This is a genomic window from Actinomadura sp. NTSP31 (assembly GCF_041951385.1).
GTDB lineage: Bacteria > Actinomycetota > Actinomycetes > Streptosporangiales > Streptosporangiaceae > Spirillospora > Spirillospora napierensis.
Genome location: NZ_JBGNUT010000013.1, coordinates 1 through 17,145, shown reverse-complemented (window position 1 = coordinate 17,145; position 17,145 = coordinate 1). Strand labels below are relative to the sequence as shown.

At 73.5% G+C, this 17,145-nt stretch carries 16 protein-coding genes; 9 read left to right on the top strand and 7 right to left on the bottom strand.

Features of this window, described 5'->3' with window-relative positions; genetic code table 11:
• Window positions 1-87 precede the first annotated feature (87 nt).
• Window positions 88-1,197, bottom strand: coding sequence for a polyprenyl synthetase family protein (locus ACA514_RS22305; RefSeq protein ID WP_375043139.1), 1,110 nt, complete (start codon window positions 1,195-1,197; stop codon window positions 88-90).
• Between the two features lie 183 nt (window positions 1,198-1,380).
• Here ACA514_RS22305 and metF point away from each other — a divergent pair, with 183 nt between their 5' ends.
• Complete coding sequence (metF, locus tag ACA514_RS22300) at window positions 1,381-2,316, top strand: methylenetetrahydrofolate reductase [NAD(P)H] (RefSeq protein ID WP_375043138.1); 936 nt, start codon at window positions 1,381-1,383, stop codon at window positions 2,314-2,316.
• Here the strand turns inward: metF and ACA514_RS22295 are convergent.
• From ACA514_RS22295 to ACA514_RS22275, 5 genes are all read right to left on the bottom strand, one after another.
• Window positions 2,253-2,855, bottom strand: coding sequence for a GNAT family N-acetyltransferase (locus ACA514_RS22295; RefSeq protein ID WP_375043137.1), 603 nt, complete (start codon window positions 2,853-2,855; stop codon window positions 2,253-2,255). The genes metF and ACA514_RS22295 overlap by 64 nt on opposite strands.
• 10 nt (window positions 2,856-2,865) lie before the next feature.
• Complete coding sequence (locus ACA514_RS22290; protein ID WP_375043136.1) at window positions 2,866-3,198, bottom strand: hypothetical protein; 333 nt, start codon at window positions 3,196-3,198, stop codon at window positions 2,866-2,868.
• Window positions 3,199-3,210: 12 nt separating this feature from the next.
• Window positions 3,211-4,125 (bottom strand): hypothetical protein, encoded by a 915-nt coding sequence (locus ACA514_RS22285; protein ID WP_375043135.1) that lies wholly within the window; start codon window positions 4,123-4,125, stop codon window positions 3,211-3,213.
• Between the two features lie 72 nt (window positions 4,126-4,197).
• Window positions 4,198-4,548: an arsenate reductase family protein gene (locus tag ACA514_RS22280; protein ID WP_375043134.1), complete on the bottom strand. Its 351-nt coding sequence runs from the start codon at window positions 4,546-4,548 to the stop codon at window positions 4,198-4,200.
• 10 nt (window positions 4,549-4,558) lie between these two features.
• Window positions 4,559-5,023, bottom strand: coding sequence for a YbaK/EbsC family protein (locus tag ACA514_RS22275; RefSeq protein ID WP_375043133.1), 465 nt, complete (start codon window positions 5,021-5,023; stop codon window positions 4,559-4,561).
• Between the two features lie 282 nt (window positions 5,024-5,305).
• Between ACA514_RS22275 and ACA514_RS22270 the strand changes: the two genes are divergently transcribed.
• From ACA514_RS22270 to ACA514_RS22260, 3 genes are all read left to right on the top strand, one after another.
• Entirely contained in the window at window positions 5,306-5,782 is a 477-nt protein-coding gene (locus tag ACA514_RS22270; RefSeq protein WP_375043132.1) for an SAV_6107 family HEPN domain-containing protein, read from the top strand.
• Window positions 5,783-6,092: 310 nt separating this feature from the next.
• Complete coding sequence (locus tag ACA514_RS22265) at window positions 6,093-7,289, top strand: CoA transferase (RefSeq protein ID WP_375043131.1); 1,197 nt, start codon at window positions 6,093-6,095, stop codon at window positions 7,287-7,289.
• 81 nt (window positions 7,290-7,370) lie between these two features.
• Entirely contained in the window at window positions 7,371-8,780 is a 1,410-nt protein-coding gene (locus tag ACA514_RS22260; RefSeq protein WP_375043130.1) for an MFS transporter, read from the top strand.
• A gap of 293 nt (window positions 8,781-9,073) precedes the next feature.
• Here ACA514_RS22260 and ACA514_RS22255 read toward each other — a convergent pair whose 3' ends face one another.
• Window positions 9,074-9,568 (bottom strand): transcriptional regulator, encoded by a 495-nt coding sequence (locus ACA514_RS22255; protein ID WP_030145002.1) that lies wholly within the window; start codon window positions 9,566-9,568, stop codon window positions 9,074-9,076.
• Window positions 9,569-9,981: 413 nt separating this feature from the next.
• Here ACA514_RS22255 and pyrR point away from each other — a divergent pair, with 413 nt between their 5' ends.
• From pyrR to carB, 5 genes are all read left to right on the top strand, one after another.
• The gene (pyrR, locus tag ACA514_RS22250; protein WP_375043129.1) at window positions 9,982-10,623 is read left to right on the top strand and encodes a bifunctional pyr operon transcriptional regulator/uracil phosphoribosyltransferase PyrR; all 642 of its coding nucleotides are present in this window, start codon (window positions 9,982-9,984) and stop codon (window positions 10,621-10,623) included.
• A complete protein-coding gene (locus ACA514_RS22245) occupies window positions 10,620-11,561 on the top strand; it encodes an aspartate carbamoyltransferase catalytic subunit (protein ID WP_344270819.1) in 942 nt (313 codons plus the stop codon). Before pyrR ends, ACA514_RS22245 begins: the two co-directional genes overlap by 4 nt.
• A complete protein-coding gene (locus ACA514_RS22240; protein WP_375043128.1) occupies window positions 11,558-12,844 on the top strand; it encodes a dihydroorotase in 1,287 nt (428 codons plus the stop codon). The genes ACA514_RS22245 and ACA514_RS22240 overlap by 4 nt, the downstream gene beginning before the upstream one ends.
• Window positions 12,841-13,959: a glutamine-hydrolyzing carbamoyl-phosphate synthase small subunit gene (carA, locus tag ACA514_RS22235; RefSeq protein ID WP_375043127.1), complete on the top strand. Its 1,119-nt coding sequence runs from the start codon at window positions 12,841-12,843 to the stop codon at window positions 13,957-13,959. Before ACA514_RS22240 ends, carA begins: the two co-directional genes overlap by 4 nt.
• Window positions 13,959-17,145 (top strand): carbamoyl-phosphate synthase large subunit (carB, locus tag ACA514_RS22230; RefSeq protein WP_375043126.1); only part of this gene is annotated, 3,187 nt, incomplete at its 3' end. The genes carA and carB, both read left to right, overlap by 1 nt.

Here is a 17,145-nt window from a genome sequence, read left to right as displayed (position 1 = left end):
ACTTGGCCGGATCGTTACTTTTGGATCATCTGCCAATACGGGCCCGGACGCCCCCGATCACGGGCGCGGCCACCGGGCGGGGCGGGGTCAGGTGCGGCGGGCGGTGGCGGCGATCGCGAGCTCGGCGAGCGCGTCGCGGGCCTCCTCGGCGATCGGCGCGCCGGCCAGCGCGCGGCCGACCTCGCCCAGGTAGCCGTCGATCATCGCCTCGCAGGCCGCCAGGCCGCCGGTCTCCTCGATGATCGCGCGCGCCTCGTCCACGCCGGGAAGGTCCAGCTCCGGGTCGCCGAGGCGGCGCTCCAGCGCGGCCGCCTGCGCCGCGGTGGCGCGTTCCAGCGTGAGCGCGACCAGCACGGTCCGCTTGCCCTCGCGCAGGTCGTCGCCGGCCGGCTTGCCGGTCTCGGCGGGGTCGCCGAACACGCCCAGCACGTCGTCGCGCAGTTGGAAGGCGATGCCGAGCGGCAGGCCGTAGCCGGTGAGCGCGGCGGTGACCCGCGGGTCCGCGCCGGCCAGCGCGGCGCCGAGGTGCAGCGGCCGCTCGATCGTGTACTTGGCGCTCTTGAACTCCACCACCCGCAGCGCCGTCTCCACGGTCGCGCGGCCGCGGGTGCCCTCCAGCATGTCGAGGTACTGGCCGCACATGACCTCGGTGCGCATCAGGTCGTAGACGGCACGGCCGCGGCGGCGCCGCTCCTCGTCCAGCCCGCAGGTCTCGAACATCTCGCTCGACCAGGCCAGGCACAGGTCGCCGAGCAGGATCGCGGTGCCCGAGCCGAAGGGCACGGCGGCGCCCGGCCAGCCCTGCGCGTGGTGCAGCGCCTCGAACCGGCGGTGCACCGACGGCTGCCCGCGCCGGGTGTCGCTGGAGTCCATCACGTCGTCGTGGATCAGCGCGCTCGCCTGCAGCAGCTCCAGGGACGCCGCCGCGTGCACGATCGCCGGGTCGTCGGTGCCGCCGTCGGCCGCGCGCCATCCCCAGTAGCAGAACGCCGGGCGCAGCCGCTTGCCGCCCGCCAGCAGCGCGTCCAGGGCCGACAGCAGCGGCCCGAGGTCGTCGCTGATGGCCAGCAGGCCGGGGCGCTGGCGGTCGACGAAGGCCAGCAGCGCCTCGTCGACCTCCTTGCGGATGCGGCTCCAGGACGAGCGGAGCGATCCGGGGGGCGCGGGGGGTCGTCCTCCCGCAGGCAGCCTCGACATGCCCGCGATCGTATCCAGCCGGACGGAATCCACCCGCCAGCTATCCGGGGATATGTCAGTCGATCACGGGAAATAGAGGCATTACGTCGGTGTAGACGTGTGCAGGATCACCCGTAACGGAGCCGTCGCCCGCGGCCCGGCCGTCCGCCGGACCCCGGGGGAGCCCGCCTGTAGGCTTGGGGGATGCGATCCGTACGTCCCGTCCGGCCTCCCACCGTCCGAGAGCTGCTCGCCTCGGGCGAGCGTTCCTTCTCCTTCGAGTTCTCCCCGCCCAAGACCGAGCAGGGCGTGCGGAACCTGTGGCGTACGATCCGCGAGCTGGAGCCCCTGCACCCGACGTTCGTGTCGGTCACCTACGGGGCGGGCGGCGGCACCCGCGACACGACCGTCGACATCGTCGAGCGCATCGCCACCGACACCACCCTCACCCCCGTCGCGCACTTCACCGCCGTGAACCACTCCCAGGCCGAGCTGCGCAACCTCATCGGCCGGTTCGCCGCCGCCGGCGTCCGCAACGTGCTCGCGCTGCGCGGCGACCCGCCCGGCGACCCGATGGGGGAATGGCTCAAGCACCCCGAGGGCGTCGAGTACGCCGCCGAGCTCGTCCGCATGATCCGCTCCTACGGCGACTTCTGCGTCGGCGTCGCCGCGTTCCCCTACAAGCACCCGCGCTCGCCCGACATCGAGAGCGACACCCGGTTCTTCGTGGACAAGTGCCGCGCCGGCGCCGACTACGCGATCACCCAGATGTTCTTCCGCGCGGACGACTACTTCCGGCTGCGCGACCGGGTGGCCGCCGCCGGCTGCGATACGCCGATCATCCCCGGCATCATGCCGGTCACCAAGTACAGCACCATCGAGCGCTCCGAGCAGCTGTCCGGCGCGCCGTTCCCGCCCGAGGTCAGGGCCCGCTTCGACGCCGTGGCCGACGACCCGGACGCGGTGCGGCGGCTCGGCATCGAGCACGCCGCCGACCTGTGCCGCGACCTGCTCGACCAGGACGCGCCCGGCGTCCACTTCATCACCTTCAACCAGTCGACGGCGACGCGCGAGGTCTACGGGCTGCTGGAGACCGGCGGGTACGGCGCCAGGGGCAGCGTCCCGCCCATGACCGCGTAGCGGGGGCCGCCGCCGGGGAACTCGAAGTCGGTCAGCAGATCGACCATGCCGACCGAGCGGTACAGGTGGCGGGCCGGGGTCTCGGGCCGGCGGTCCAGCGTCGACAGCACGACCGTGCGCTCCGGCCGCCCCTCGCACAGCGCCGTCAGCAGCGCCCGCCCGAGCCCCCTGCCCTGCGCCTGCGGGTGCACGTGCAGCTCCGCCACCTCGAACGAGTCGTCCATCCACGACTCGGCGTGCGCGTCGCCGCCGACGTCGATGAGCGCCTGGTACACCACGTCGTGCCACCACTGCCCGCGCGCCCCGCTGAACCCGTAGGCGAACCCGTGGACCGGTCCGGGCAGGCCGGGCAGCGCGCCGCGCCGCTCCGCGACGAACGCGCGGAACGACGGGTACGCCGCGTGCCGCTCCATGATCGTGTGCCGGCCCGGCAACTGCTCCTCCGGCGGCTCCATGGCGGCCCTGTACACATCGAGCATGGGGCCGAGTCGGCGTAGGAAGGCGCGTTCGTCGATCTCGCGCAGCTTCGGGTCCCTCACCCGGAAGAGACTAGACCCGCGGGGTGGTGCGCTGCGTGGACGACAGCCGGTCGTAGATGTCCCACAGGATCCGGTCGGCCGCCTTCTTCAGCGTCCCGCGCTGGGAATCGAGCTGCGCGCCCCACTCGCGCGCCTCCGGGCCCAGCCACGCGTCGGTCGAGCCGAGCGTCCGCGCCGGCGCGTCCAGGGCCCGCCTGACCTGGTCGATGCTGCCGTAGGCGTCGGCGTAGGCGTGGTACAGCCGCTCGTACTCGGGGTTCGGCCGCTCCGTCGGCGACAGCTCGGCGGCCCCGGCGGCCGTGTACGGCGGGGGCAGGCTCCCCGGAGGCGGCGGAGCGGCCATGGCGACCTCACATCAGGCGACGTTGCTCGGTGTGCTCTCGTGGCTGGGCGTGCTCGCGTGGTTCGGTGTGCTGTTCGGGCCCGGTGCGCCCTGCGTGTGCATCACGGGGTCCAGGTGCAGCTTGGCGATGGCCTCGCGGGTCCTGCCGCTCATCGCGGCCTCGGTGACGACCTGGACGGCCGCCGGACGCACCCCGGCGCGGTCGGCCTCGGCGAGGAAGGCGCGCAGCCACGTCACGTCCATCACCAGGTGGTGGCTGGAGGTGCCGAGCGACTCCTCGATCACCTTCAGCCGCGCCTCGTCGCCGTGCGCCGCCCTGACCAGGTCCGCGGCGCCCGCGGGGCCGAGCCGCCCGTACAGCGCCTCGGTGTAGTCGGGGTCGCCGGCGTCGGCCTTCAGCCGCTTCCACACCGCGTCCGGGACGGCCTTGCCGTCCTGCACGGCGGCGGCGACGGCCAGCGCGTCCGCCCTGGCCGCCTTCTGCGCGGCCGGACGGTCCGGGTAGCCGCCGAGGTCGCCCGCGCCCCGCGGCGTCGGCGCGACCTTGCGCACCGGGGACGTCCGGCGGGGCGGGCGCACCGGATGCGGCGTCCCGCCCGGGGCGGGGCTCCCCGTCCGGGGCGGCGACGGCGCGGGCTTCGGCGCGGGAGGCGCGTCGACCCCGCCGCCCGGGTCGGGGTGGGTGACCGCGAAGTTGTACCGCCGCGTCAGCATCCCGAGCTGCCCGGAGGCCCAGTGCGCCACCTGGTCGGCCTGCCGGTACCCGGCCTGCGACACCCCGGCCGGCGGGCGGTGCCCGTTCAGCCAGCCCGAGATCGCCGCCTGCGCGTCGCGCAGCTGCCGGATCACCTGGTCGAGCGCGGGCGGGTCGATGCCCCGGAACTCCGGGTCGCGCGCGGCCGGGCCGGTGCGCATCTGCGCGGTCATCGCCCCTCCCGGACGTCACCCATCGTCGGCGTGGAACGCCGCAGCGTTCCGATCCCCAGAATCACACCGGCATCAGCGGCTGTCGAGGGCCTTCCGGACCGATTCGGGATCCCGCGCCACCACGGCCTCGTCACCGGTCAGCACGATCGGCCGCTGGATCAGCACCGGGTTCGCCACCATGACCTCGATCCACCGGGCGCGGTCGTGTTCGAGGTCCTTCAGCCCCAGCTCCTTGGCGACCGGCTCGCTCAGCCGCGCCACCTCCCACGGCTCCGCGCCGATCCGCTTGAGGACCGCGTCCAGCTCGTCCGCCGTGGGCGGCTCGTCCAGGTAGCGGCGCTCGGTGTACTCCACGCCCGCCTCGTCCAGCGCGGCCTTGGCGGCGCGGCTCTTCGAGCAGCGCGGGTTGTGCCAGATCTCCATGTGGGCCCCTTCAGCTCACTTCGGCCGGGGTGCCCCCGGTGATCTTCAACAGTTCGTCGTAGCCCGTGGGGAAGACGGTGTGCGCGAGCCCGCCGGCGGCCCACACCTCGTCGTACTTGTCCAGCCAGACGTCCACGAGCGTGCGGATCGGCGCCGGATGCCCGACCGGCGCGACGCCCCCGATCGTCTGCCCGGTCGCCTCCCGGACGAACTCGGGCGACGCCCGCCGCACCTTCTCCGCGCCCACCAGCAGCGCGACCTTGCCGGTGTCCACCCGGTGCGCGCCGCTCGTCATCACCAGCAGGGGCGCGCCGTCGGCGTCGAACACCAGGCTGTTGGCGATCGCGCCGACCTCGCAGCCGAGCTGGTCCGCCGCCGCCTGGGCGGTGCGGGCCGAGTCCGGCAGCTCGATGATCTCTCCCGCGGCGCCGTGCTCGCGCAGCGCCGCGGCGACCCGTTCGACATTCGGATGCATGCCAGCACCCTATGGTGCGGCGGGCCCCCGCGACCCGCCGTTTTCCTGCGCGTATGCCCCGGAACGCAGGTCAGGCGACACCCGTTCGAACACGTTGACGAATCGGCGGCAGGACGCTTTACTGTGAATGCGTCGAACTTATGTTCGATGTGGCGCGGGACTCGCGGCCCGCGCCAGGGCGACGTCCCCGACCGGTGCAGCGGTGGCCGGCGGGACGGACGGCCGGGCGGAGTGAGGGGAAGCTCTCCGCCCGGCCGGCCCGAGCCCCGGAAGGAGGCAGTCATGTCCGCAACCACGGCGGCGCGCGGAGTCCACTCCGCCGCCCAGCCCGCACCGGCCCCGCGCCACCGGCCGCTGCCGGCGCCGCGGCCGACCCACACGGCGGTCGGCCAGCTGCACGCCGCCCGCATGGGCCTCGCCGAGGCCGCCGAGGCGACCTCGCCGGCCGTCCGCTACGTCTGCGCCCACCTGGCCGCGCTGCGCGCCGCCGCCGCGGTGCTGGCGTCCAAGGAACCCCTGGAGACCCACCGCCGCGGACGCCCGCGCAGCGTCTGGGTACTGCTGCCCGAAGCCGAGCCCGCACTGCGCGAGTGGGCCGCGTTCTTCGCCGCCGGCGCCGACAAGCGCGCCGCCGCCGAGGCCGGCCTCCCGCGCGCCGTCACCCCGCGCGAAGCGGAGGAACTCCTCCACGACGCCGAGGTCTTCGTCACCCTCGTCGAGGACACCCTCGGCGTGCCCAGCCAACCCACTCTGCCTTGATTGCAGTGCCCTTGGCGTCAGGCGCCGGGGCGCCTTCCTTCGGCGGGCACTGCGGGCGATCGCTGCATCGCTTCGACTCGCCCTGGGGGCTCGCTGCGCGATCGGATTCTCGCTTCGCTTGAATCCGGCTTCGCTCGCGATCGCGATGGGTCGGGTCGCCGCCTGGTCGGGGAGAGGGCTGAAGCCTCCTTGACGGCCGCGCCGGTGCTGGTCGCAACCCCCCGAGCCGACCGGCACCGGCGCGGCTCCCGCGGTCGCTCGGAGGCGGGCGGGCCGTGGGGGCGGTGCGGGGACTTGCATACTCGGTGGAATGCAGAATGACGGTGCGCCGCCGCTGGCGGGGCTGCGGGTAATCGAGCTGTCCAGTTTCGTCGCCTCCCCGCTCGGCGGGATGACCCTCGCCCAGCTCGGCGCGGACGTGATCCGGGTCGACCAGATCGGCGGCGGCCCCGACATCGACCGGTGGCCGCTCGCCCCGTCCGGACGCAGCCTGTACTGGGCCGGGCTGAACAAGGGCAAGCGGTCGCTGACCGCCGACCTGCGGTCGGCCGAGGGGCGCGCGCTCGTCGCGCGGCTGGCGGCGGAGGCCGGTGCGGTGCTGACGAACGCGCCGCCGCGCGACGGGCTCACGTACGAGGCGCTGCGGGAGGTGCGGCCCGACCTGATCCACGTGCAGCTGCTCGGCACGCGGGACGGCGGCAACGGCGTGGACTACACGGTCAACGCCGAGGCGGGCTTCCCGTCGATCACCGGGCCGGCCGGGAGCGCGGAGCCGTCCAACCACGTGCTGCCGGCCTGGGACGTGGCGTGCGGTCTCTACCTCGCCGTCGGGCTGCTGGCCGCCGAGCGGCACCGGCTGCGGACCGGCGCGGGGACCCGGCTGCGGGTCGCACTGTCCGACGTCGCGCTCGCCACGGCCGGCAACCTCGGGATGCTGGCAGAGGCGCAGCTCGGGCAGGTGCGGCCGCGGCTCGGCAACCAGTTGTTCGGTGACTTCGGGCGCGACTTCGCCACCAGGGACGGGCGGGTCATGGTCGCGGTCCTGTCCGCGCGGCACTGGCGCGACCTGGTCGCCGCCACCGGGCTCACCGAGGTCGCCGAGGCGCTGGAGCGGGCCCTCGGCGCCGACTTCCGGACCGCCGGCGACCGGTACGCCTACCGGGACGCGCTCGGCGGCGTCCTCGCCCCCTGGTTCGCGTCCCGCACCTGCGCGGAGGCCGCGGACGGGCTGAAGGGCACCTCGGTGCTGTGCTCCCGGTACCGCGACTTCGCCGAGGTCGCGGCGGGTCTGCACGACGAGCCGCTCATGGGCGAGCTGGACGAGCCGGGCATCGGCCGCCATCTCGCCCCCGCGTCCCCGCTGCGGCTGGGCGAGGAGGTGCCGGCCCCGGCGCCCGCGCCGCTCCTCGGCGCGCACACCGACGAGGTCCTCCGCGAGGTCCTGGGCGTCCCGGACGAGGAGGTGCGGTCCCTGCGGGCCCGCCGCGTCGTCGGCGAGCCCGGGTGACGGGGATTGTGAAATAACCCGCTTTGTCCCTGCTTCGTCCGTCCATGAGATCGTTAGGGCGGCGAAGTAAGGGAGGACGCGGTGACGGCGCGGGGCGGACGGGGGCTGGTGCCGCTGCTGGCGTTCCTCGGCATGATGGCGTACTCGCTGTCCATGGCCGTCGTGACGCCCGCGCTCGCGCTGATCCAGCAGGGCCTGCACACCTCGGCCGCCGGCGCCGCCTGGGCGATCACCGCGATGACGCTGTCGGCCGCGGTGTCCACCCCGGTGATCGGCCGGCTCGGCGACCTGTACGGGCCGCGCCGCGTGCTGCTGGCCGTGCTGGTGACCGCCACCGTCGGGATGGTCGTCGCGGCGGCGGCCGGGTCGCTGCCGCTGATGCTGGCCGGGCGGATGCTCGGCGGGATCGGCGGCGGCGTCTTCCCGCTCGCCTACACCATCATCCGGGACGTCTTCCCGCCCGCCCGGACGGCGTCGGCGGTCGGCCTGATGTCGTCGATGCTGGGCCTCGGCGGTGCGATCTCGTGGTGCATCGCCGGGCCGGTCATCGACCTGCTGGGCTGGCGCTGGCTGCTGTGGGTGCCGGTGGCCGGGCTCCTGCCGGGCCTCCTGCTCGCCTGGTGGATCGTTCCCGCGTCCCCGCCGCGCGACGCGGCCCGGGTCGACTGGTGGGGGGCCGCGCTGTTCGCCGGCTGGCTGGTGGCCGCGCTGACCGCGCTCACCGAGGGGATGGACTGGGGCTGGGCGTCCCCGGGCGTGCTCGGCCTGCTCGCCCTCGCGGCGGTGCTGGCCGCGGCGTGGCTGCGGGTCGAGGCCCGCGTCGCCGAGCCGCTGGTCGACCTGCGCCTGATGCGGGTGCGCGGGGTGTGGACGGCGAACGCCGCGTCGCTGCTGTCCGGGTACGCCCTGATGGCGGGCGGGCTGCTGTTCCCGCTCCTCGTCCAGCTGCCGGCGGGCACCGGCTACGGCTTCGGCGGGACGGCCACGCAGGCGGCCCTGCTCCAGCTGCCCGCCAGCATCGGGATGACGGCGGCGGGCCTGGCCGCCGGGCTCCTCGACCGCCGCGTCGGCTCCCGGATGGTGCTGCTCGGCGGCGCGGTGCTGACCGCCGCCGGCTACGCGTTCGTGACCGTCCAGCACGCGGCCATGTGGCAGCTCTACGTCGGCGGTCTCGGCCGCGGCATCGGCCTCGGCTTCGCCTACGCCGCCGTCGCGAACCTCGTCGTCGCGGCGGTCCCGGCGGGGGAGACGGGCGTCGCCACGGGCATCAACACCCTCCTCCGCACGGTCGGGGCGTCCCTCGGCACTCAGGTGAGCGCCGTGATCGTGGCCGGTCTGCCCGGTGAGCGCGGCTTCACCGCCGGGTTCGCGGTCAGCTCCGCCGTCATGGCCGCAGTGCTTCCGCTCGCGTTGCTCGTCCCGCGGCGGGGGCGCGCGCGTGGGAGCGCTTCCCTCGCGGGCGAGGAGCGCCGCACCGCTCCCGTGGCATGACGCGGGAGGTTGGACGCAGAGTGATCGGTGCGCCGCGTGGGCCGCGGGAACCCGCGAGTGCGGGAGGGGCGGCGAGGCTTTTCCTGGAAATTCCGTGCCGCCGGTGGATTGCGGGAGGAATCGCTATCGAGTTCGCCGCCGGCGGCCCGATGCGGAAGGGCCGGCGGGCACGGGGAACTGCGGGCGCGCACGGAACGGGGCCCGGTGGGTGGCCGGGCCCCGTCTCGGTCATGCGGTGGGGGCTGTGCTCTTCGAGGGGACGGGCCCCTCGCGCCCCCGGCGATCTCGCCGGGTCAGAACGACTCGACGGCGCGGCGCGCCTCCGGGTCGAGCACGCCCCAGGTGATGAGCTCCTCGGTCAGCTCGGTCGGGGACTTGTCATAGATGACCGCCAGGGAACGCAGGTCTTCCTGGCGGATGGACAGGACCTTTCCGTTGTAGTCGCCCCGCTGGCTCTGGATCGTCGCGGCGTAGCGGGCGAGAGGACCGGCCTTGTCCTTCGGAAGCTGCTGCAGCCGCTCAAGGTCGATGACGAGCTTGGGCGTAGGCCCGAGCGGGCTCGGCGCGGCTCCGCCGGGCAGCAACTCGGAAACCGGCACGCCATAGAAATCGGCGAGCTCGGCCAGCTTCTGAACGGTGACGGCGCGGTCGCCCCGCTCGTACGAACCCACGACGACGGCCTTCCAGCGGCCGCGGGACTTCTCCTCCACACCGTGCAGCGACAGCCCCTGCTGGGTGCGGATGGCGCGCAGGCGCGCGCCGAGAGCCTTTGCGTATTCAGACGGCATTCTGCGGCCCCCCAGGCTCACTTTCGTCGTCGTTGGACCCCGGCGGGATGCCGGGGGGAGACAGATTCCCGACGCCATTGGGCCTCAAGACCCTGTCTCCAGGGATGGTTACGGACAGTGACGGTAAAACGGGGAGGGCCCTAGGTCAAGCTGATTGGAAAAAAGCGGTCGAATCCGCAGGTCTCGATCCGGGCACTCCCGCCCCCCGGAAGGCCCGCCAGGACGGGCTCCGGGCCGTCGCGCGGGCCCCCGGCGGGCCCCGCCGGCGGCCCGAATGTGACCCCTCTCACCCCGTCTCACCAGGCAAGACGCCGACGGCCCGGGTGCGGGGCAGCCGCGCCCGGCTGCTACCGTGTTCGGGACAAGGCGTCCTTTAAGACCCGTCCCGTGAGGCGGGAAAGGAGGTTTCGGCGGTGAATGCTGCCTCCAGGCCGGTTCGGCCTGCGGGGGCGCGCGCGGACGGAGATCCCCGGCCCAAGGCCGTTCTCGAGGGTCCCGACATCAGGCGCGCGCTGACCCGGATCGCACACGAGATCCTCGAACGCACCAAGGGCGGGCACGACGTCCTGCTCCTCGGCATCCAGACGCGCGGCGTGACGCTCGCCGAGCGGCTCGCCGGGCTGCTGCACGACGTCGAGGGCCGGCCGGTGCCGTGGGGATCCCTCGACGTCACCATGTACCGCGACGACCTGCGCATGCGCCCCGCCCGCGCGCTCGGCCGCACCGAGCTGCCGTCCGACGGGATCGACGACCGCGTCGTCGTGCTGGTCGACGACGTGCTGTTCTCCGGCCGGACGGTCCGCGCCGCGCTCGACGCGCTCAACGACCTCGGGCGGCCGCGCGCCGTCCAGCTCGCCGTCCTGGTCGACCGCGGGCACCGCGAGCTGCCCATCCGCGCGGACTACGTGGGCAAGAACCTGCCCACCTCGATGCGCGAGAACGTGAAGGTCCTGCTAGCCGAGAACGACGGCCGCGACGCCGTCCTGCTCGGGCCCGCGGCCGGGTCGCCCGCGCCCGCGCAGGGCCCGGCCGCGACCGCGGAGGGAGCCAAGTGAAACGCCATCTGATCTCGGCGGCCGACCTGACCCGCGACGACGCGCTGCTGGTGCTGGACACGGCCGAGGAGCTCGCCCAGATCGCGAGCCGCGCCGTGAAGAAGCTGCCGACGCTGCGCGGCCGGACGGTCGTCAACCTGTTCTTCGAGGACTCCACCCGGACCCGGATCTCGTTCGAGGCGGCCGCCAAGCGGCTGTCCGCCGACGTGATCAACTTCTCCGCGAAGGGGTCCAGCGTGTCCAAGGGCGAGAGCCTGAAGGACACCGCGCTCACCCTGGAGGCGATGGGCGCCGACGGCGTCGTCATCCGGCACAGCGCGTCCGGCGCGCCGCACCGGCTGGCCGGCTGGGTGCAGGGCAGCGTCGTCAACGCCGGCGACGGCACGCACGAGCACCCGACGCAGGCGCTGCTGGACGCGTTCACGATGCGCAAGCGGCTCGGCGACCTGGAGGGCCGCCGCGTCACGATCGTCGGCGACGTCCTGCACAGCCGGGTGGCACGATCCAACGTGCTGCTGCTCAACACCCTCGGCGCCGACGTCACCGTGGTCGCGCCGCCGACGCTGCTGCCGGTCGCGATCGACACCTGGCCCTGCTCGGTCTCCTACGACCTGGACGGCGTGCTCCCCAAGAGCGACGTCATCATGATGCTGCGCGTCCAGCAGGAGCGGATGAACGCCGCGTACTTCCCGACCGTCCGCGAGTACAGCCGCCGCTACGGCCTGGACACCGAGCGCATGGCGGCGCTGCCCGACCACGCGATCGTCATGCACCCCGGCCCGATGAACCGCGGCGTCGAGATCGCCGCGGAGGTCGCCGACTCCGTCCGTTCCACGATCGTCGAGCAGGTCGCCAACGGCGTCAGCGCCCGCATGGCGGTCCTGTACCTGCTGCTCGGAGGCTCCGAGCCCGCGATCGGCCAGGAGGTCTCCCCGTGAGCACGCACATCATCAAGGGCGCCCGGATCCTCGGCGGTGAGCCGGCCGACCTCCTGGTCCGCGACGGCGTCATCGCCGAGGTCGGGACGGGCCTGTCCGCCGCCGGCGCGCAGATCGTCGAGGCCGCGGGGCTCGTCGCGCTGCCCGGCCTGGTCGACCTGCACACCCACCTGCGCGAGCCTGGCCGCGAGGACGCCGAGACCGTCGAGTCCGGCACGAAGGCGGCGGCGATGGGCGGCTACACGGCCGTCCACGCGATGGCCAACACCGACCCGGTCGCCGACACCGCCGGCGTGGTCGAGCAGGTGTGGCGGCTCGGCCGCGAGGCCGGCTACTGCGACGTCCAGCCCGTCGGGGCGGTGACGCGCGGGATCGCCGGCGAGAAGCTCGCCGAGCTCGGCGCCATGGCCGACTCCGCCGCCGAGGTCCGGGTGTTCTCCGACGACGGGCACTGCGTGTCCGACGCGGTGATCATGCGCCGGGCGCTGGAGTACGTGAAGGCGTTCGACGGCGTCGTCGCCCAGCACGCCCAGGAACCCCGGCTCACCGAGGGCGCGCAGCTGAACGAGGGCGAGATGTCGGCGGCGCTCGGCCTGCGCGGCTGGCCCGCGGTCGCCGAGGAGGCGATCATCGCCCGGGACGTGCTGCTCGCCCAGCACGTCGGGTCGCGGCTGCACGTCTGCCACGTCTCCACCGCCGGCTCGGTGGAGATCATCCGGTGGGCGAAGAGCAAGGGCTGCCCGGTGACCGCCGAGGTCACCCCGCACCACCTGCTGCTCAACGACGCCAAGGCCGGCACCTACGACCCGATCTTCAAGGTCAACCCGCCGCTGCGCACCGCCGACGACGTCACCGCGCTGCGGCACGCGCTCGCCGACGGCACCATCGACTGCGTCGCCACCGACCACGCCCCGCACCCGGTCGAGGCCAAGGAGACCGAGTGGGCGGTCGCCGCGATGGGCATGATCGGCCTGGAGACGGCGCTGCCGGTCGTCCAGGAGGCGATGGTCGAGACCGGCCTGCTGGACTGGGCCGGCGTCGCCGACCGGATGTCGTACCGCCCCGCCCGCATCGGCCGCCTTACCGGACAGGGTCGTCCGCTGGAGGCAGGTTCGCCCGCCAACATCACGCTGTACGACCCGTCGCCGCGCCGCGCCGTGGACCCGTCGGCGATGACCTCCAAGAGCCGCAACACCCCCTTCGCGGGGCTGGAGCTGCCCGGCCGGGTCGTCGCGACGTTCCTGCGCGGCAGGCCGACCGTCCTGGAAGGGAAGCTTCAGTGACCCCTGCTCTGCTCGTTCTGGAAGACGGCAGGGTCTTCCACGGGACCGCCTACGGCGCCGCGGGGGAGACCTTCGGCGAGATGGTCTTCAACACCGGCATGACCGGCTACCAGGAGACGCTCACCGACCCCTCCTACGCCCGCCAGATCGTCGCCATGACGTCCCCCCACATCGGCAACACCGGCGTCAACGCCGAGGACCCGGAGTCCCGGCGGATCCAGGTCGCCGGGTACGTGGTGCGCGAGCCTGCGCGCGTGGCGTCCAACTGGCGCGCGACCGGGTCGCTCGGGTCGGCGCTGCGCGACCAGGGGATCGTGGGCATCGCGATCCCCGGCACCCGCGCGCTGACGCGGCACCTGCGCGACAGGGGCGCGATGCGCGCCGCGATCTTCAGCGGCCCGGACGCCCTCGCCCCCGGCGCGGACGCGCTGGTGGAGCGCGTCCGGCAGAGCCCGTCGATGGAGGGCGCCGACCTCGCCCGGGACGTCTCGGCCGCCGAGCCCTACGTCGTCGAGGCGCAGGGCGAGAAGCGCTACACCGTCGCCGCCGTGGACCTCGGCATCAAGTCGATGACGCCGTACCGGATGTCCGAGCGCGGCTGCGAGGTGCACGTGCTGCCCGCGGGCAGCACCGCCGAGGACATCCTCGCGCTGGACCCGGACGGGGTGTTCTTCTCCAACGGCCCCGGCGACCCCGCCGCCGCCGACTACGCCGTGGACGCGCTGCGCGGCGTCCTGGACGCCGGCAAGCCGTTCTTCGGCATCTGCTTCGGCAACCAGATCTTCGGCCGCGCGCTCGGCCTCGGCACCTACAAGCTGCGGTTCGGGCACCGGGGCATCAACCAGCCCGTCCAGGACCGCACGACCGGCAAGGTCGACGTGTCGGCGCACAACCACGGGTTCGCCGTGGACGCCCCCACCGACGGCCCGTTCGACACCCGCTACGGGCGCGCCGAGGTCAGCCACGTGAACCTGAACGACGGCTGCGTCGAGGGGCTGCGGCTCCTGGACCGCCCGGCGTTCTCCGTCCAGTACCACCCGGAGGCCGCGGCGGGCCCGCACGACGCGTCCGGGCTCTTCGACCGTTTCTGCGAGCTGATGGAGGGGTCGAGGTAATGCCGCGCCGCGAAGACCTGAAGTCCGTCCTGGTGATCGGCTCGGGGCCGATCGTCATCGGGCAGGCCTGCGAGTTCGACTACTCCGGCACCCAGGCGTGCCGGGTGCTGAAGGCCGAGGGCCTGCGGGTGACGCTGGTCAACAGCAACCCCGCCACGATCATGACCGACCCGGAGTTCGCCGACGCCACCTACGTCGAGCCGATCACCCCCGAGGTCGTCGAGAAGATCATCGCCAAGGAGCGGCCGGACGCGCTGCTGCCGACCCTCGGCGGCCAGACGGCCCTCAACACCGCCATCGCGCTCTTCGAGAGCGGCGTCCTCGCCAAGTACGGGGTCGAGCTGATCGGCGCCGACGTGGACGCGATCCAGGCCGGCGAGAACCGTGAGAAGTTCAAGGAGATCGTCGCCAAGGTCGCGCGCGAGCAGGGCCTGAACGCCGAGTCCGCCAAGTCGGTGATCTGCCACACCATGGACGAGGTGCTCGCCGCCGCCGGCGAGCTCGGCTACCCGCTCGTCGTCCGGCCGTCGTTCACGATGGGCGGCCGCGGCTCCGGCTTCGCCCACGACGAGGACGAGCTGCGCCGCATCGCCGGCGCCGGCCTCGACGCGTCCCCGACCAGCGAGGTCCTCCTGGAGGAGTCGATCCTCGGCTGGAAGGAGTACGAGCTGGAGGTCATGCGGGACCGCGCCGACAACGTGGTCATCGTGTGCTCCATCGAGAACCTGGACCCGATGGGCGTGCACACCGGCGACTCGATCACCGTCGCGCCCGCGATGACGCTGACCGACCGCGAGTACCAGAACATGCGCGACGTCGCGATCGCGGTGATCCGCGAGGTCGGGGTCGACACCGGCGGCTGCAACATCCAGTTCGCGGTGCACCCCGGCACCGGCCGGATGATCGTCATCGAGATGAACCCGCGGGTGTCGCGCTCGTCGGCGCTGGCCTCCAAGGCCACCGGCTTCCCGATCGCCAAGATCGCCGCGAAGCTGGCCATCGGCTACACCCTCGACGAGATCCCCAACGACATCACCCGCGAGACCCCCGCGTCGTTCGAGCCGACCCTCGACTACGTCGTGGTGAAGGTGCCGCGGTTCGCGTTCGAGAAGTTCCCCGGCGCCGACCCGACCCTCACCACCCACATGAAGTCGGTCGGCGAGGCGATGGCGATCGGCCGCTGCTTCACCGAGGCGCTGCAGAAGGCGCTGCGGTCGCTGGAGCAGAAGGGCTCCTCGTTCAGCTGGGCCGGGCTCGCCGACGCCGACCCCGCCGCGCTGCTGGAGTCCGCCAAGCGGCCGCACGAGGGCCGGCTGCGGGAGGTCCAGCTCGCGCTGGCCGCCGGGGCGAGCCTCCAGGAGGCCTACGAGGCGACCCGGATCGACCCGTGGTTCCTCGACCAGATCTCCGCGATCAACGAGACCGCCGAGGAGATCCGCACCGCCGACGACGCGCTCACCCGGGACAAGATCCTGCGCGCCAAGCGGCACGGCTTCTCCGACGCGCAGATCGGCGAGCTGCGGGGCCTGTCGGAGGAGGTCGTCCGGGAACTGCGGCACGCGCTCGGCGTCCGCCCCGTCTACCTGACCGTCGACACCTGCGCCGCCGAGTTCGCCGCGCAGACCCCGTACCTGTACTCCGCCTACGACGAGGAGACCGAGGTCCCGCCGGGCGCGAAGCCCAAGGTGCTCATCCTCGGCAGCGGCCCCAACCGCATCGGCCAGGGCGTCGAGTTCGACTACTCGTGCGTCCACGCCTCGTTCGCGCTGGCCGAGGCCGGCTACGAGACGGTGATGGTCAACTGCAACCCCGAGACCGTCTCCACCGACTACGACACCTCCGACCGGCTGTACTTCGAGCCGCTCACCCTGGAGGACGTCCTCGAGGTGGTCTACGCCGAGCAGCAGTCCGGCGAGGTCGCGGGCGTCATCGTCCAGCTCGGCGGGCAGACCCCGCTCGGCCTGGCGCAGAAGCTGAAGAACGCCGGCGTGCCGATCGTCGGGACGTCCCCGGAGAGCATCCACCTGGCCGAGGAGCGCGGCGCGTTCGGGCGCGTCCTGCACCGCGCCGGGCTGCTCGCCCCCAAGCACGGCACCGCCACCTCCTACGAGGAGGCCCTGGAGATCGCCGCCGAGATCGGCTACCCGGTCCTCGTGCGGCCCTCCTACGTGCTCGGCGGACGCGGCATGGAGATCGTGTACGACGACACCACGCTGGAGTCGTACATGGCGCGCGCGACCGAGGCGAGCCCGGAGCACCCCGTGCTCGTCGACCGGTTCCTGGACGAGGCGATCGAGATCGACGTCGACGCCCTCTACGACGGCGAGGAGCTGTACCTCGGCGGCGTCATGGAGCACATCGAGGAGGCCGGCATTCACTCCGGCGACTCGGCGTGCGCCCTGCCGCCCATCACCCTCGGCCACGACGACGTCCGCCGCATCCGCGAGGCCACCGAGGCGCTCGCCAAGGGCGTCGGGGTGCGCGGGCTGATGAACGTCCAGTACGCGCTGGCGGCGGGCGTCCTGTACGTCCTGGAGGCCAACCCGCGCGCGTCCCGGACCGTCCCGTTCGTGTCCAAGGCGACGGCGGTGCAGCTCGCCAAGGCCGCCGCCCGCGTGATGATGGGCGCGCGGATCGCCGAGCTGCGCGCCGAGGGCCTGCTGCCCGCGACCGGCGACGGCGGCACCCTGCCGCTGGACGCGCCGATCGCGGTGAAGGAGGCCGTGCTGCCCTTCGACCGGTTCCGCAACGAGCGGGGGCAGGGCGTCGACACCGTCCTCGGCCCCGAGATGCGCTCCACCGGCGAGGTCATGGGCATCGACGAGGTGTTCGGCACCGCGTTCGCCAAGTCGCAGCAGGCCGCCTACGGGTCGCTGCCCACCAAGGGCCGCGCGTTCGTGTCGGTCGCGAACCGGGACAAGCGGCACATGATCTTCCCGGTCAAGCGCCTCGCTGACCTGGGCTTTGAGATTCTTGCCACGGAAGGGACCGCGGAGGTCCTGCGCCGCAACGGCGTGCGTGCCAAGATCGTGCGCAAGCACAGCGAAGGTCAGGGCCCGGACGGCGAGGAGCTGTACCTCGGCGGCGTCATGGAGCACATCGAGGAGGCCGGCATTCACTCCGGCGACTCGGCGTGCGCCCTGCCGCCCATCACCCTCGGCCACGACGACGTCCGCCGCATCCGCG

Coding starts and splice junctions, on each gene's coding strand:
- ACA514_RS22275 (WP_375043133.1), bottom strand. CDS start 5,023: ATGCATCCGAATGTCGAACGGGTCGCCGCGGCGCTGCGCGAGCACGGC.
- ACA514_RS22305 (WP_375043139.1), bottom strand. CDS start 1,197: ATGTCGAGGCTGCCTGCGGGAGGACGACCCCCCGCGCCCCCCGGATCG.
- ACA514_RS22270 (WP_375043132.1), top strand. CDS start 5,306: ATGTCCGCAACCACGGCGGCGCGCGGAGTCCACTCCGCCGCCCAGCCC.
- ACA514_RS22265 (WP_375043131.1), top strand. CDS start 6,093: ATGCAGAATGACGGTGCGCCGCCGCTGGCGGGGCTGCGGGTAATCGAG.
- ACA514_RS22280 (WP_375043134.1), bottom strand. CDS start 4,548: ATGGAGATCTGGCACAACCCGCGCTGCTCGAAGAGCCGCGCCGCCAAG.
- ACA514_RS22285 (WP_375043135.1), bottom strand. CDS start 4,125: ATGACCGCGCAGATGCGCACCGGCCCGGCCGCGCGCGACCCGGAGTTC.
- metF (WP_375043138.1), top strand. CDS start 1,381: ATGCGATCCGTACGTCCCGTCCGGCCTCCCACCGTCCGAGAGCTGCTC.
- ACA514_RS22290 (WP_375043136.1), bottom strand. CDS start 3,198: ATGGCCGCTCCGCCGCCTCCGGGGAGCCTGCCCCCGCCGTACACGGCC.
- ACA514_RS22255 (WP_030145002.1), bottom strand. CDS start 9,568: ATGCCGTCTGAATACGCAAAGGCTCTCGGCGCGCGCCTGCGCGCCATC.